This is a genomic window from Bdellovibrio sp. MYbb2 (genome assembly GCF_056175685.1).
In genome coordinates this window covers 149,186-165,035 of record NZ_JBJKJI010000004.1, presented here as the reverse complement: position 1 = coordinate 165,035, position 15,850 = coordinate 149,186, and the positions used below count along the sequence as shown (strand labels likewise).

Genomic DNA, 15,850 nt, shown 5'->3' with positions numbered 1-15,850 from the left:
AATCTATTCCGGCAGGTGAGTTTTAAAGTAAAGTTCCACCAGACGGTGGAATTCTTCTTTTTGAATGAGTCGATTGAAGACATCAAGGTGAGCTTTGCCTTTGCCGCTGTTTTTGAAGGCCACACCGTATTCATCCATGCGAATGATTTTGGCGTTGATCTGCAGTTTATTCTGATAAGGGCGAAGGTTTTCGCTGCCTTTCATCAGATATTCAAACATGGTGGCGTCAATAAATGCCAAATCCACACGTTTTCTGGCTAGCTTCAGCAGGTTCTGCTCGTCGCTGGAAACATTTTCGATCTGGAACTTTTTCTTTTTCTGCGCCGGCGCCAGAACCCGGGACAATTCATAACCCATCACATTTCCGATTTTATATGGCAGCAGATCCTCCGGCTGGTTCCAGTGGATGGGCTTGTCTTTGCGTTCGGCAAAGCCCCACGGTGTGACGTACATGATTTTTGAAAGCACATAGCCGGTGGTGATGTTTTCTTCGGCGGCGGGAAAAAAGCCCGACACGTCGTCTTTTTGCAGGGCCTGAATTTTGGCGCGCAGGTAAGGGGTGAAGGTGACTTTCAGATCATAGCCGTTCTTTTTAAAAATCTGGCGAAGCGCATACACGGCGGCCCCTTTTTCCGGCAGCGAGTCGCTCATAAAAGGTGGCGCTTCCATGGTGAGCAGATGAATGACTTTGCCGGCGTTTACCGCAAGACTTGGTGGCGACCACAGACAGACAGCTAATATTAAGAACAATACCATGTGAAACAATGCGACCTCAGTAATCCCCAGTTGTATGAGATGGGGACCTGGAACGCCAATTACCAAAACGCAATAGGAACAATCCTCACAGTAATGCCTTCTCCCCAGTGTTCGTATCTAGTTTGCGAACAACAAGATGAATCATTTTGGTTTCCGCGCATCATTGCCATGCCTTAATGAAAATCAACCAGAAAGCAGCCGATAATAAAGGCATGAGATGGATCGTTCTTGCAGTTCTTTTTATGACCCCTCCCGCGTGGTCCAAAACTGTGAAGCTGAGCACGGACGATGGCTATGCGCCTTACACCGGACAGAAGCTGTCACGCGGTGGTATGGTGACTGAGATCGTGCAGGAAGTGGTTTCCGGCATGGGGCACTCGGTGGATTTGACCTGGCTGCCATGGCGGCGCGGTTTTGAAAAAGCCAGACAAGCGCAGTTCGACGGCCTTTTCCCTTATTTGAAAACCGCCGACCGGGAAAAAGAGTTCCTGTTCTCTGAACCTCTTTATGAAATCCGTAACACCGTTTTTTCCTTAAAAGGGGAAAGTGGTTTTTATTCCAGCCTTGAAAGTCTGAAGGGCAAAACCTATTGTCTGCCGCTGGGGTGGGCTCCTGCGACCCGTGAGCTGGCGGAGTTGGTGCAGAAAAAACGTGTGAAGGTGTTTGAAGCGCTGAACACGTCCACCTGTGCAAAGATGGTCAATAGCGGGCGCGCGGATTTCTTTGTCACAGATGATGCTCAAGGGGAAGCGGCATTGCGTGAAACCGGGCTTGTGGAAAGCATCAGTCTGACTCCGCACCTGCTGCCGAAAACACAGTTGTATTTTATTATCAGTCGCAGTCACCCAAATGGCGTAGAGTTCGTGAGGAAGTTCAATGAGTCTTTGATGGATCTTAAAAAATCCGGAAGCTATGAGAAAATTGTTCTGCGGCATCTTCGCAGCGAAACACCTGCTGCCAGTGGGTTCCCACACAACAGCGAAAAAAGTCCCTTGAAAAAATCCTATTCAGCGCTTTGATCTTCCATCTATACAGTGACGAAGGTGTCCCGTCCCCAGGGCCGCACTCGGGTGCAGTGTCGACTTCTTGGACACCCCGGGCGGTGCGGCCTTCAATATAAAGCTTCCTCGGCTTTGCACGACTCTTGAAACATCAGTTCCTGAATGCCCTAAATTTTAAGGCGGCGAGGACTTCATATGAAACTAAAAGCATGGCTATTGGGTGGTGCTCTTCTGATGTCGGCTCAGGCGTTTGCCGAGCAGTATTGGGTTCCCGACAATCGTCCGCCAAGATTCTGCCTGCAGAACTTCAATGCTTATGGTCCCGTTTACGCCAAGGGAATCGAAGAACGCACCGGGCGCATGACCGCGCTCTTACAAGGCATCCCCAAGTGTGATGTTGTTCACCTGCAGGAAGTCTGGAATGATTCGCAAATCAATCAAATTGAAAATGACCTGAAAAGACAATACAGCATCAGTGCACCCAACAAAACCGAACGCATCGGTGTGATGTCTTTGTTCATGGGTGATGTGAAGGGCACAGAAACCCATGCCTTTGCGGTTAACAATGAAGGCGGAGTACTGGATACTGTTCGAGAAGCCCTCAATGTGCGTAAAGCCTTCCACGTCGTTAAGTCCGGATTCTTTGGCATCGACGAGGATTTTTATTTTATTAATACTCATTTGCACCCGACGTCCGAAGCCGTGCGCCTGACTCAAGTTCTGGATCTGTTGCGCTGGCGCATGGATCATCAGGATCTGAAGATGCTTTTGTCCGGGGATTTCAATGCCAATGTCGACAGTGTCGAGCGCGGTTTTGTGATGGCGACTCTGGCTACACGAGACGCCATGGAAGATGCCATGGGCGGATACCCCAAAAAAGGCTATTGCACTTACTGCGCAAGAAACCCGCTGGGCTGGTTGTTCAGCGATCAGGTTTTTGATTATATCTTCTATTCTAACGTGGGTCAGTCCGGCACGACGCTTCAGGTGGTGGACGGGCAGGTGAATATGCAGGGGACTCCACGCCGACCGTTGTCTGATCATTATGGTGTGCGTGTGCAGTTCTCAGTGGATCCGAAAACTTCTGAAACCAATGCGCTGGGTATCGAGCTTCGCAGGTCTTATGCCCTGGACAACTTTGCCAAAGCCGAAAAGATTCTGGCGGCGGCCAAAGAGCCCGAGTTCAAACCATACCTTGAGGCTTTGCGCAAAATGACAGAACAGCTGCAGACCAAGTCCGGCGCGTTCTGGAACTATTTCTCAAGCTTCCGTTAATTCAAGCCTGACTTTGTTGTTGGCAGTTTCGAAATGCGCGCGTTGATCTTTTCAAGATCGCGCGCCAGTTTTGATTTGTGGGAAATCCCAAAGACCCCGAATTCCTCTATGATCGGCGGACCAATGCGTTTGAAAGTCTTCAGCGGAATGCCTTCGCTTTTGGCGTAAAATTCCAGCACCTGGGTGTTGCAGATAAACAGACTGATATCGCCGGATAAAAGTTTGCGCATTCCCTGAATCACGTCCTGCACTTCAACTTTTTTGACCAGCGGGGACTTCAGGTAACTTCCGAAGGGCTCGGCGTATTCATAGCCCAGCACAAAACCCAGGTTGTGGTTGCGCAGCTCTTCGGTGGTTTTCCAGTTCAGCTGGCTCAGATACTGGCTGGAGGCCAGCGTCCATACGGCCTCTTCGGAAGGGAAGATTTTTTTGGTGAAGAGCAGATAGTCTTTTTTGGGATCAATCTGCATCGGTCCGATAACGTCGACGCTGCCTTGTTCGGCGGCTTTTAAAGCGCGCTTCCACGGGATGATGCGGACTTCGATGTCTTTGCGGGGAATTTCCAGAACTTTTTCCAGGGCCTCAAGGGCCAGGCCTTTGGCTTCGCCATTTTCTTCATAGATGAACGGCGGATAGGGATCTGAGGCAAAGATGATTTTCTTGGCCTCGGCCCAGGGGGAAAAAAGAAATAAAACCAGCATCAGCAATGGCATTGGATTTCCCTTTCCCCTGATTGTCTAATCCAAATGCTTTGGAGTAAAGGCTTCGGGGAAGATTTCCGGGAACTGGAAGGTCTTGATTTTGCCTTGCAGGTTCGCGGTGTGAATCATGGTGTGTTCATTGGCAAATTCTGCGATCACCTGACGGCAGAATCCACAAGGAGGCCATGGTTTTTCAGCGTCGCTGACAACCAGCACTTCCTTGATCAGCTTGTGTGCGCCTTCGCTGACGGCTTTAAAGATGGCCACGCGTTCAGCACACACGGTGCCGCCGTAAGAGGCGTTTTCAACATTACAGCCATTGAAAATCTGGCCATCGCTCATCAACACGGCCGCACCAATCAAGGCGTCGGAATAAGGGGCGTGGGCTTTTTTCTGTGCCTTGCAGGCGGCTTCAAATAGTTTTTTCTGTGTATCGTTCATAGGTTTGCATTCTCTAATATTTTGCCAAGTTCGATCAAGGGCAAACCTTGAATCGCGGTGAAATCCTGGCTTTCAATTTTATCAAACAGCATGATGCCGTGTTTTTCAATTTTATAGCTGCCGGCGCAATCAATCGGATTGTCCAGATGCACATAGCGTTCAATCTGGGCGCGGGTCATTTTTTTCATGTGCATGCGGGTGATGTCGGTGTAGGCGATTTTCTTGTCGCCGTCATACACGCAGATTGCCGTGATCAGGTCGTGGGTTTTTCCCTGCATGGACATAAGCTGCTCCACCGCGTTTTCTGCCGTGTGGGCCTTGCCGATAATGCGGCCTTCGAAGGACACCAGTTGGTCTCCGCCAATGACGACTTTGCCGGCGGCTTTAAGGCTTGCGGCTTTCAGGTCCGCCAGTTTTTCAGCCAGGGCCTGGGGGGGCAGGGACGGGTCTTTTTCTTTTTCTTCGTCAATCAAAGGCGCTTGGGCCGAATAGCTGTAAGCCAATCGAGAAAGAAGCTCTTGGCGGTATTTGGACGTGCTTGCGAGGATCAGTTGCTTTTGTGACATAGGGGCTCAATATATCGCTTCTTATCAAGGGCGACACTCTTTTCGGGCTCTGCCTTGCGGTGCTTCAAAGGGCCCTGGGCAGTACCTGTCTGAAAAAGCTTCGCTGGGTGGTAAAAGTGAGAGCCATTTACAGGAAATTGCGATAAGACCAGCAGTGAATTGGATATAAATTTATGACGAAACAATCTCTTCCTGACGTAGCCAAAGAAACCCATTCTGAACGTTTTGCCCCGATCGACTGGGTCGGCATGGGCGCTATCGAACTGCCGGTGATGCTGAAGCAGACCGATGGGGTTTACCGCATTCCCGCGCGCGTGGATGCGAAAGTCAGCCTTGATAAAAAACCCTCCCGTGGCATCCACATGTCACGCCTGTATCTTTTGTCCCAGGAGCTTCTGACCAAGTCTGAACTTTCTTTGGGCCTTCTGGGCAATGTAACGACGGAATTCCTGCGCACGCACGAAGACCTTTCCACCAAAGCTTTGGTGCAGGTTCAGTTTGAAGCTCCTCTGATTCGCAAAGCTTTGAAAAGTGCGAATCAGGCATGGCGCTCGTATCCGGTGATCACTTCGGCTTTCAACGAAGAAGGGCAGATCAGTTACTTCGTTGAAGTGGTGGTGACTTATTCCAGCACTTGTCCCGCGTCGGCGGCCTTGTCCCGTCAGCTGATTCAGGATGGTTTCAAACAGAATTTCTCGACTGACAAACCTTTGGATTTCGATGTGGTTCATTCCTGGTTGGGAACTCCGCAAGGGATCGTGGCGACTCCGCACGCGCAACGCAGTTTTGCCCGCGTGAAAGCGGAAGTCGGGGCGAACTACAACTATGGCGATCTGATCGACATCGTTGAAGAGGCTTTGCAGACCGCAGTTCAAGGCGCAGTGAAACGGGAGGACGAGCAGGAGTTCGCACTTCGTAACGGCCAGAACCTGATGTTCTGTGAAGATGCCGCTCGCCGTGTGAAGGAAGCTTTGGATGCCAAGGCGGATGTTTTGGACTATGTGGCTGAATTCAGCCATGTTGAGAGCCTGCACCCTCACAATGCCGTTTCTCATATCTCTAAGGGCTTGAAACTACGTAGTTTTTAGTCCTCCAGTGTCAACTTACTGGAAACCAACTGAAAATGATTCTTAATAATGTGGACATCTCCAGGGGCTTCCCCTATAAAGAAGCCCTGAGGTGACCATGGGTAAAGACGCAGTTCCATTTCTTCCAAGACAGCATGATGACGACATCGTCGTACACGCCGATCAATTCGACGAAGCCGAATTGAAGCGCATCATCCGCGCCTTGAATCTGAAGGTCACCAGCCAGCGTATGGCGATCCTGAAAGCCCTGCATGAAGGCCGTCGTCACGTCACCGCTCAAGAGCTTTATGAAAAACTGAACAAAGAACATCCGGATATTGGTTTCGCCACTGTCTATCGTTTCCTAAGAACCCTGACTGAAGGCACTTTTGTGACGGAAGTCCGCATGGGTGGTTTGCCAGCTCGTTACGAGCTGACTCCAAAAGGTCACCACGATCACTTGACGTGCGTGAAGTGCGGTAAGATCTGCGAGTTCGAGAATAAAGCTATCGAAGGACTTCAAGAGAAGGTGGCGAATCAGTTTGGATTCAAACTGACTCATCACATTCTGGAGTTGTATGGTGTTTGCCCGTCCTGCCAAGCCAAGAATCTTTAAAGGCGACCGTTGAAAAAGGCCCATCTGACTTCGTTGTCGGGCCTTTCGCTGCTCTCCGACGTGCTTGAAGCACGCCTCCGTTTCGCGAAAAACCCTCCGCCTTGCATCTGGACCTTTTTGAACGGTCTTCGCTCCCGGTATTTTTGGGGACGGGGATCGGGGAATGGCTGCGCTTTGCGGCCGCCCGGATCGCTCGGCTTCGCCATCGCTTGCTTTTGGTCGGGGTTAGGACGTTCAAAAAGGTTCAGCGGCGAGGCGGAGGGTCTCAGCTGTAGCGGAAGCGTACTTAATGTACGCTGGAGTGGAAGATGAGGCTCGACAACGAAGACGATGGGCCTTTTTCAACGTCCTGTTAAGTCTTGAATTGGAACGGCCGATAAACTCTTTATGAAGTTGGCTATGAAACGGTGGGGAGTTTTCCTGCTGATTCCTCTTATTTTGGGCGTGAGCAGTGGCGGGGTTGTTGAACTCGAAGGCTACTTTAATGCTCGTTATTCGGCTAACTTTTTGAAATCCACTCGTAACGTCAAGTTTGTCATGCCTCCGGGGACGCGGGGGAAAATTGAAGAAACAAAACAGTTTGGTTCAGGCAACTATGGCCTGAAGGTGGAAGTGCTTTCCGGCAAGCATAAGGGAGAGAAGGTTTGGGTATACTACAAACCAGCAAATCCCGGGATGAAGCTTTTTGAAAATTCTGAGGCTGCTGGCGAAGCTTTGGCATCTGCTGAAGTTGAAAAGGCCAAGTCGGTCGAGACCACTCGTAAGACGGAGGCTTTGCGTGTTCCTGCGGCGGCTGAAAAGGCCGAAGAAAAACAGGTTGTTCAAGAGCTGAATCAGCAGATTCGTGATGCCAATAAAAAAGTTCAAGAGACCAAGCCTTGTGATGGCTGTGAAGTGGCCAAAGAACAAGCTCGCGATACGCTGCCGAATGATTCTGCGAAGGTTGTAAGCACTTTTGCGCCGAGGGCTTCTTCGGATGCGCCGGTGTTGCGTTCTCCGACTCGCACGGTGAATCCGTTTGGGATTCGTCCGACTCGTTGTCGCACCGTGGGCACTTATGACAGTTGTGTTTTTGAAGGGGACAGTTCCGAGGGGAAATTCAAACTTCGAAATATGGGTCCCAACAAAGTTGTTTCCAAGGGTGACTACCGCATTCGTGAATGGTCTTTCGAATACGAAGCAGGGGCTCGTCAGGATATTGGAATCAGTATCAGTGATTCTCCAAATTCGACGGTCAGTCACACGCAGGAAAGTTACATCATGCTGTTCCCGCGTAAAACCCTGCCGCATATTCGTGTGGAAGGAAATCGTCAGATCGTGACCCTGCCCACTGGGGAAACGGTGACCTACAATGCTCAAACCCGTGAAGTCATCGGGGGTGCCTTTTCTGAAGACGGTCCCATGACTGGCGGAGGCAAAATTCTGGCGCCTGCCAAGGTTTCTTACCGCGGTAACGGCGTCATGGTCCGGGTCGATCGTCGAGGTGAAGAGCCGCGTCTGCTGGCAAACGGCACTGCGACGGTGACCAAACAAGGCAAATCCTGCAAAGTCCCCGTGCGTGATCTGTGGCCGAATCAGGCTCAGAACTCTCCTGTGCACTTCAAATACTTCTCAGACTCTGACTTTGACTCTTATTTAAAACGTAAATGCGGCTTCGGCCTTTAAAAGGTGCCTGGTTGTTTTTTCTGGCTAAGGCGCGTTTAACGCTGCATTGCCAGAAAAAACAACCAGGCACCTTTCCTTTTTACGAGGGGCGTTTTAGACTTTGGAGTTATGTCGCATGCTGAAGATGGAATCGTAGTTAAGGGTGCAAAAGAGCATAATCTGAAGAATGTCAGTGTGACTATTCCGCGCAATAAGATCACCGTATTTACGGGGTTGAGTGGCAGCGGGAAGTCGTCGCTGGCGTTTGATACCGTGTATGCTGAAGGTCAGCGTCGTTATGTGGAAAGTCTTTCTGCTTACGCGCGCAACTTCCTTGAACAGCTTAAAAAACCGGAAGTCGATTCCATCACCGGGCTTTCTCCGGCCATAGCGATTGACCAAAAATCTGTCAGCACCAATCCGCGCTCCACCGTGGGCACGGTGACCGAGATCTATGATTATCTTCGTTTGCTTTTTGCGAAGCTGGGGATTCCCGAGTGTCCGACTCACCACATTCCGGTCAGCAGCCAGACCCCGCAACAGATCATTGAAGAGGTCTTTAAAAAAGGTGTCGGCACCAAGTTCTTTGTTCTGGCGCCGATGGCTTCCGGTAAAAAGGGTGAGTTCCTGGCGGAATTCCAACGCTGGGCTAAAAAAGGATTCGTGAAAGCCAAAGTCGACGGCAAGATGATTGAACTCGACAAGGCCACAAAACTTGCCAAGACCAAAACGCACGATATTGATCTGGTCGTGGATCAGCTGATTCTGAAGGATTCGCTGAAACTGCGCCTTTCTGAAAGCATCAATACGGCGCTTAGCATGGCCAACGGCCGCGTGATCATTGAAACCCTGGACGGCGAGCGCACGAACTATTCTTTGCACTCGGCGTGTCCAGAGTGTGGTTACAGTTTCCCCGAGATTGAACCTCGTTTGTTCAGTTTCAACAACCCGCGCGGGGCTTGCCCGACGTGCCATGGGTTGGGAACTATCGACCTTGAAGAAGAAGAGCAGTTCTCTGACGGCGAAGTCGGCGGCAAGAAACTGGATAAAGTTGTCTACAAATACAAAGGCAAAAAAACTTCGGACGATGACGACGAAGAAGGCGAAGAGATGGTTCTGAACGACTGCCCGGATTGCCACGGCGCTCGTTTAAAAAATGAAGCTCTGAATATCCGTCTGGGTGGCAAAACCATTGCCGAGCTTTCCGACCTCGGTGCGATCGAACTGCGTGACTGGGTTGCCAAACTTCAATGGAAATCCAAAGATCAGCTGATTGCTGAAAAAATTGTAAAGCAAATTCTGGCGCGTCTGGATTATCTGATTCGCGTGGGCACCGGGTATCTTTCGCTCAGTCGTCCGTCGCGCACACTGTCCGGTGGGGAAGCCCAGCGCATTCGTCTGGCGACCCAAGTGGGATCATCCTTGATTGGCTGTCTGTATGTCATGGATGAACCAAGCATCGGCTTGCATCCGCGCGATCATCATAGACTTCTTGATATCATCGGCGAACTGAAAGAGCGTGGGAACACCATCTTGTTGGTCGAACACGACGAAGACACCATCCGCTATGCTGACTTCGTGGTCGATCTGGGACCTCGTGCCGGGGTTCTGGGTGGCGAGATGATGGCGCAAGGGACTCCGGATGAGCTGGCGTCCAACCCGAATTCTTTGACCGGAAAATATCTGAACGGTGAAATGCGGATTCCGATCCCGAAAGAACGCCGTAAAGGCAACGGGCAGGTTGTGCGTTTGACCGGAGCCACCGGGAACAACCTGCAAAACGTCGATCTGGAAATCCCACTGGGGACTTTCACCACCGTGACCGGAGTTTCGGGTTCTGGAAAAAGCACCCTGATCATCGATACACTTTACAAGATTTTAGCGCAGCACTTTTATAAGGCTTTGGCGCAACCTTCGCCTTACAAGAAAATTGAAGGCCTGGATAAGATCGACAAGGTCATCGATATCAATCAAAGACCGATCGGGCGCACACCGCGCTCGACACCGGCAACCTATGTCGGATTGTTCCCGATGATTAGGGATTTATTCGCGAATCTGCCAGATTCCAAGCTGCGCGGTTACGAGCCGGGGCGTTTCAGTTTTAACGTCAAGGGTGGGCGCTGTGAAACCTGTATGGGCCACGGGCAGATCCGTATGGAGATGCACTTCTTAAGTGACGTCTTCGTGACCTGCGACACCTGTCAGGGCCGTCGTTACAACCGCGAGACTTTGAATATCAAGTACAAATCCAAATCCATCGCGGACGTTCTGGAAATGAGCGTGGGCGAGGCCTTGGAATTCTTCCGCAACCACACCCAGATTTACCGCAAGCTTGAAACCCTGCACCGGGTGGGGCTTGATTACATGACTCTGGGGCAAAGCTCGACAACCCTGTCGGGTGGTGAAGCCCAGCGCGTGAAGCTTTCCAAAGAGCTTTCCCGCCGTGGCACCGGTAAGACGCTTTACATTTTGGACGAACCGACCACGGGTTTGCATTTCGATGACGTCCGTAAACTGGTCGAACTGATTCAGGAACTGGCCGATCAAGGGAACACCGTGCTGGTCATTGAGCACAACATGGAAGTCGTCAAATCGTCGGACTATGTGATTGATCTGGGGCCGGACGGCGGCAAAGGTGGAGGTCAAATCGTGGCCGCCGGAACACCTGAAAAAGTGGCCAAGGTCACTGCCAGTGAAACGGGCAAATTCCTGAAGCCCTTATTAAAATAAAGCTTTAAAAAGACCCGGCCAAAACCGGGTCTTTTGACATCCTGTGTCCCCCGAAGCGGTCCTTGATTCTTTGGGCTGAATCGGTGAAATCTGTGGGGATGAAATACTTTACAGGTTCCTTTGTCTTTACCTTCTTTGGCTTGGTTGCCTCTTACTTTGTCGGTCATTTTTATGGCGGCACAGTCGCGGCGGGTTTTCAGGCTTTGTTCATCGCCACGATCCTGGCGATTCTTGAAATCTCTTTGTCTTTTGATAATGCCATCGTGAATGCCGTGGTTTTGAAAGAAATGACTCCGGTTTGGCGTCATCGCTTTCTGACCTGGGGTATGTTGATCGCGGTCTTCGGGATGCGTTTGGTGTTCCCGTTGTTGATCGTGACCTTCATGGCTGACGTCAACCCTTGGGAAGCTCTGGTGATCGCGGCGACCAAGCCGGATGATTACGCCAAGATGATGCTGGATGCTCACTTGCAAGTGGCCGCCTTCGGTGGAAGCTTCCTGTTGATGGTGGCACTGAAGTACTTCTATGACGGCAGCAAAGATCTGCACTGGATCCCGTTCATCGAAAAGCCAACTCGCTACATCGGCAGCAAAGTGGAAGCGATCGAAGTGTGCTTGACCTTGATCATTCTGATCCTGATCACGCACTTCCTGAAAAGCCACGAGCAGCTTCCGTTCCTGATGGCCGGTATGGCGGGCCTGATCACTTATGTGATCGTGGATGGCATCGGTTCGTGGTTGGAAGCGTCTGATGATCAAATCAAAGACGTGCACAAAGCCAGCGCCGGTATGTTCCTGTATCTGGAAGTTCTGGATGCGTCCTTCAGCTTTGACGGTGTTGTGGGCGCGTTTGCGATCACGCACAATCTGTTCATTATCATGATCGGTCTAAGCATCGGGGCGTTCTTCGTGCGTAGCTTGACTATCATGTTCGTGGAAAAAGAAGCCCTGACCAAGTTCGCGTTCCTGGAGCACGGGGCCTTCTATGCGATTGGTTTGCTGGCGATGATCATGCTGGCTGATCCGTTCCTGCATATCCCAGAGTGGTTCACCGGTTTGAGCGGCGGGGTGATCATCCTGACATCCTTCATCTGGTCCCTGAAAAAGGGCGATGTTCAAGCTTCCCACTAAAACTAAAAAGCCTGCTTCAAAGAGCAGGCTTTTTTTATGTCTTCGGGCTTTCGGTTTTGCTCGCGGTGTCCGTCAGGATCTGCAGAACCGAGGCAATCATAATTATCACCGCCCCCGAAATCTGGAACCAGCTCAGTCGCTCGCTTAAAATTATAAACCCGAAAAGCGCTGCAAACGGGGATTCCAGCAAAAACAGCATGCTGGCAGTGGAATCTGAAAGCACCTTCTGCGTGCGTATCTGCAGGTAAAAGGCGATGATGCTGGAACCAAGGCCCAGACACAGAATTCCCAGAAGCGGTTTTGTGTCTGAAAAATGCCAGCTGATTTTTTCCTGTGTGAACAGCAACGGAGTCAGTGCCAGCAGACACCACGCCGACTGGAAATTGTTGAAACAAAACGCGTTGCCGACTTTGTTTGAAATCTTTCCGATATAGATAATATGAAAAGCCGCAAACACCGAACAGCCCAGCGTCCACAGGTCGCCCGAATTGATTCCGGAAAGATTGGCATCGACCAGAATGAAAGTTCCCAGTAAGGCCAGGGCGGTCAGCGCATAGTTCTTCCAGTTGCCGGAAGATTTAAAGAACCACGCATTGAACAGCGGCACCAAAATCACATACAGACTGGTCAGAAATCCGCTCTTGGTGGCGGTGGTGTATTTCAATCCGATGGTTTGCAAAAGCAGCATGCCGCCCAGAAGAAGGCCGGCGGGCAGGGCGCGAAAGATTTCCTCACGCAAGCTGGTGAAGTTCGGGCCTTTGATGATCAGGTATAAAAATTCGCCGATGACAGAGGCGATGACAAAGCGGAAGAACAGGGTCTCTACCGGAGTGAAGGCCTCCAGAGCCCAGACGGTGGCGACAAAGCCGAAGCCCCAAAGGACTCCGGCGAAGATCAGCTCCAGAGCCGCGCGATTTTTAGTCAAACGCCTCGGACCAGATTTTTGTTTTATCAAAGCCGTCGACTTCCAGAAGCTGGTGTTTCACGTCTTTGATCATGCCGCCGTTACCGCAAAGGTAGAACGTCGTCGGAATGTTTTTGTAATCAAATTCAGAAATAAAGTTCTGAACATAGCCTTTTTTGCCTTTCCAGTCGTCTTGTGGACGGCTTAGGACAAATTCAAACTTGAAGTCAGGCAATGCATTTTGCAGCTCTTCGATCTCTTTTTGGTAGTACATGTCCTTTTCGGTGCGCACACCAAACAGCATGCGGTAACGAAGGTTCGGGTACTGCTCTTTTTTGGAAAGCAGATAGCACAAGTGTTGGGACAAGCCGGTACCCGTGTTCAGGAAGACGATTTGCTCCGTTGGAGGCTCTTGGAAGAAGACTTTACCAAACGGGCCGGTGAAGTTCAGAAGCTCGCCGCCTTTGAGTTGCCAAACGAAAGTCGAGGCTAAGCCGTTTTCTACGAATTTGAAAAGCAGTCGGAATCCATTTTTGGTGCGGTCATCAGATGCGATAGAGTAAGCACGCAAAGCGGGCTTTGCCTCGCCCTGAGGCACGTGAAGCATGACGAACTGGCCTGCTTTAAAGCCGAATTCATTCGGAGTTTCCGTCTTCAGGACCAATTCACGCACCGTTGGGGTGTGGTCGATGATTTCTTCAACTCTCATGTGATAGATAGTACGAGCGGCAGACATAAGGCTCCTTCATAATCGGTCCCGTCTTCATAAACCGAAAAACCCAGACAGTCCAATATTTTAGCTTGTTACAAAACCTCGCATTCAATAAAATTGAAGCACAGCAGTGAGGTATATATCGTGAATAGTGCGCAGCATCTTGTATTGTCCGTATTATTGTCTTTTGCGTCCTTTGCACACGCTCAAACGCCAGAGGGAACACCCGCAGCGGCGCCAAATCCGGCCCCGGCGGAAGCCACTGAGTCTACGGAAGAAATTCCGGCGCCTCAACGCTCCTTGCTAAAGACAGCGGCGACTCGTGATTTCAATAAGCCCCTTTATTTCGATCAGCTGGATAATGGCGTGATCCTGCCTCCCTTGGAGATGGAGTACGACCTGAGCGCTGCTGGCGGGAAAAATCTGAAAATCGGGAACGTGCAACTGAACGAGAAGAACTTCTTCTTCGCCCTTTTGCCACTGGGTAAAACTCACTCACAAATCAATCAGATCCTTGGCAGCGGTGAAGCCGGTAAAGTGGCTTTGGTAATGGCATGGCCTGAAAAACTGATGAGCCACGGAACAATCGAGATGATCTCTCGTACTGGAACTGTGCTTTGGAGTTATTCCTTCACAGAAGCGGATCGCACCCAATGGCAAAAACAACTGGATACGTGGAGAAAAGAACTGGTTGCGAAAGGTGTTCCGTCAAAAGACGTGGTTCGCTCCGGCATCTTCGGTTCTCAGTTTGCGATCAGTGATGCTGAATCTGCGAAGGCTCCATTCTGGGGTCAGAAAGAATCTTTCCGCTTCTGTCTGACTCAGACGGATGGTCGTAATTCCACGAAAATGTGTTCTCAGCGTTACGGTTCCAAATCCAGCGGTAAGACGGTGGTGATGGGGAAAGTGCGTGCAGATGCGGTGACTCCGCGAGTGCTGGTGAATAACGAAGAGGCGGCATTGAAGAATTCCGTTCCCGTGGCGGCGGACATGCCAAGCTCTTTCTTTGCAGAATTGGGAACCGGCGAGTCCTATGAATTTGTGACTTTGCCAAACAAGCTGGAGCTGATGGATATTTCTGACACCAAGAAGCCGGGTGTTTTAAGAATTGTCGGCTATGACACGCGCCCGGTGGGACGTTCAGTAATTTTGAATCCGGATCAGTACAGTTCCTTCACCAAGATGCTGGGCTTTGAATCCACGATTGGTGATCCACGTAAATTCTGGGCGGCCGCGATCAAGAAAGACGATCCAAAAATTTATCTGCCAGGTCAGGGCGGCGGTATCTTTAAACAGAAATTCGAACTGTCGGAAATCCCGCGCACTCAGTCCCGTGTTTACCTGAGCAAAAGAACTCCGACCGGTACATACATCGATGGTATCAAGCTGGAAGGTCGCAAACAGCCGGTGGCTCAAGTGTCTTCCGAGCAGAATTCCGTAAAGGAAAATTCTCAGGATCCGCCGTCTTTCGTGTGGGACTTCAAAGCGACCGAGCGTGGTCAGATCAATCGTTCTTACTTGAATGTGGATATCGACGGCAAGACGTACAAGTCTTACTATGAAATCTATAAAGGTTATCCGCGCGAGCTTTCCGGTCGTTTCACGGCGGTTCAGGCTTCCGGTGAATTCATCTTCATGGGTGAAGTGGCCTACAATCAGTGGTTCGAGGATCTGTTCGGCTGGACCAACTATTGGTTGTCCCGTCAGCGCTGGGGCTTCAGTGCGAAGTACTTCCAGTCTTTCAATCAGTTGAAAGTCGATGCTGCGGGCAACACGGCTCCGCTCAGTGTGATGACTGTCGACTTGAAATACCGTGCAACACCAGGTCTGTGGGGGCGTGATGAATCTGTTGGTGCGATGGTGTCCTATCAGAGCGTGACCTTCGATCAACTGAAGGCGCCGATGCTGGGGGTAGGGGCCTTCTGGGCGCGCTCTATGCCGAAGGTGTTTGATGACTTCTTCAATATCCTGCCATTCATGCGTTATCCAAAATGGGTGGACATGGAATTCATTTACTATGTCAGCTCGATGGATTCCAACGTGACTCTGAATGCGCCAATGTCTCTGAACTTCCACGGTAAGGTGTTGTGGTCCGAGAGATACTTCGGGGAGGCAGGTTTCGGTATGAAACGTTACGGATTCACTGATGGGTCTGTAAATCAGAAAGCCGAACTGAACACGTTCTACGGAACCGTAGGTCTCGGAATCAACTTCTAAGCTGTTGAATTATAAAATCAAAGTGCGAAGGAAGGCCCCCAAAGCCTTCCTTTTTTTTATTCTTTTCATGCGAAGCTTCGTCCCCCAATA

14 protein-coding genes are annotated in these 15,850 nt (G+C 50.6%); 8 read left to right on the top strand and 6 right to left on the bottom strand.

Annotated features, from left to right (window positions below):
- Positions 1-3: 3 nt before the first annotated feature.
- Complete coding sequence (locus tag AC04MQ_RS17410) at positions 4-756, bottom strand: type 2 periplasmic-binding domain-containing protein (protein ID WP_475392704.1); 753 nt, start codon at positions 754-756, stop codon at positions 4-6.
- Between the two features lie 212 nt (positions 757-968).
- Between AC04MQ_RS17410 and AC04MQ_RS17405 the strand changes: the two genes are divergently transcribed.
- Complete coding sequence (locus tag AC04MQ_RS17405) at positions 969-1,775, top strand: substrate-binding periplasmic protein (protein WP_475392703.1); 807 nt, start codon at positions 969-971, stop codon at positions 1,773-1,775.
- 177 nt (positions 1,776-1,952) lie between these two features.
- Positions 1,953-3,032 carry an endonuclease/exonuclease/phosphatase family protein gene (locus AC04MQ_RS17400; RefSeq protein WP_015091513.1) on the top strand — a complete coding sequence of 360 codons (1,080 nt, stop codon included), beginning with the start codon at positions 1,953-1,955 and terminating at the stop codon, positions 3,030-3,032.
- Here the strand turns inward: AC04MQ_RS17400 and AC04MQ_RS17395 are convergent.
- The 3 genes from AC04MQ_RS17395 to AC04MQ_RS17385 are packed head-to-tail and all read right to left on the bottom strand — an operon-like array spanning position 3,029 to position 4,740.
- Positions 3,029-3,745, bottom strand: coding sequence for a substrate-binding periplasmic protein (locus tag AC04MQ_RS17395; protein ID WP_475392702.1), 717 nt, complete (start codon positions 3,743-3,745; stop codon positions 3,029-3,031). The genes AC04MQ_RS17400 and AC04MQ_RS17395 overlap by 4 nt on opposite strands.
- A gap of 24 nt (positions 3,746-3,769) precedes the next feature.
- Entirely contained in the window at positions 3,770-4,174 is a 405-nt protein-coding gene (locus AC04MQ_RS17390) for a cytidine deaminase (RefSeq protein WP_015091511.1), read from the bottom strand.
- Positions 4,171-4,740 carry a Maf family protein gene (locus tag AC04MQ_RS17385; protein WP_015091510.1) on the bottom strand — a complete coding sequence of 190 codons (570 nt, stop codon included), beginning with the start codon at positions 4,738-4,740 and terminating at the stop codon, positions 4,171-4,173. Before AC04MQ_RS17385 ends, AC04MQ_RS17390 begins: the two co-directional genes overlap by 4 nt.
- 173 nt (positions 4,741-4,913) lie before the next feature.
- On the opposite strand from AC04MQ_RS17385, the gene folE2 reads away from it, so the two are divergent.
- The 5 genes from folE2 (at position 4,914) to AC04MQ_RS17360 (ending at position 11,927) form a co-directional block, all read left to right on the top strand.
- The gene (folE2, locus tag AC04MQ_RS17380; protein ID WP_475392701.1) at positions 4,914-5,828 is read left to right on the top strand and encodes a GTP cyclohydrolase FolE2; all 915 of its coding nucleotides are present in this window, start codon (positions 4,914-4,916) and stop codon (positions 5,826-5,828) included.
- A 97-nt stretch (positions 5,829-5,925) separates the two neighbouring features.
- Positions 5,926-6,423: a Fur family transcriptional regulator gene (locus AC04MQ_RS17375; protein ID WP_051026306.1), complete on the top strand. Its 498-nt coding sequence runs from the start codon at positions 5,926-5,928 to the stop codon at positions 6,421-6,423.
- A 387-nt stretch (positions 6,424-6,810) separates the two neighbouring features.
- Positions 6,811-8,088, top strand: coding sequence for a hypothetical protein (locus AC04MQ_RS17370; protein ID WP_475392700.1), 1,278 nt, complete (start codon positions 6,811-6,813; stop codon positions 8,086-8,088).
- 108 nt (positions 8,089-8,196) lie between these two features.
- The gene (gene uvrA, locus AC04MQ_RS17365) at positions 8,197-10,797 is read left to right on the top strand and encodes an excinuclease ABC subunit UvrA (RefSeq protein ID WP_475392699.1); all 2,601 of its coding nucleotides are present in this window, start codon (positions 8,197-8,199) and stop codon (positions 10,795-10,797) included.
- A gap of 98 nt (positions 10,798-10,895) precedes the next feature.
- Positions 10,896-11,927, top strand: coding sequence for a DUF475 domain-containing protein (locus AC04MQ_RS17360; protein ID WP_475392698.1), 1,032 nt, complete (start codon positions 10,896-10,898; stop codon positions 11,925-11,927).
- Between the two features lie 34 nt (positions 11,928-11,961).
- Here AC04MQ_RS17360 and AC04MQ_RS17355 read toward each other — a convergent pair whose 3' ends face one another.
- Both AC04MQ_RS17355 and AC04MQ_RS17350 read right to left on the bottom strand, forming a co-directional pair.
- The gene (locus tag AC04MQ_RS17355) at positions 11,962-12,852 is read right to left on the bottom strand and encodes a DMT family transporter (protein WP_475392697.1); all 891 of its coding nucleotides are present in this window, start codon (positions 12,850-12,852) and stop codon (positions 11,962-11,964) included.
- Entirely contained in the window at positions 12,845-13,567 is a 723-nt protein-coding gene (locus AC04MQ_RS17350; RefSeq protein ID WP_475392696.1) for an FAD-binding oxidoreductase, read from the bottom strand. The genes AC04MQ_RS17355 and AC04MQ_RS17350 overlap by 8 nt, the downstream gene beginning before the upstream one ends.
- A gap of 144 nt (positions 13,568-13,711) precedes the next feature.
- Between AC04MQ_RS17350 and AC04MQ_RS17345 the strand changes: the two genes are divergently transcribed.
- Positions 13,712-15,760, top strand: coding sequence for a hypothetical protein (locus AC04MQ_RS17345; RefSeq protein ID WP_475392695.1), 2,049 nt, complete (start codon positions 13,712-13,714; stop codon positions 15,758-15,760).
- The last annotated feature ends 90 nt before the right edge of the window (positions 15,761-15,850 follow it).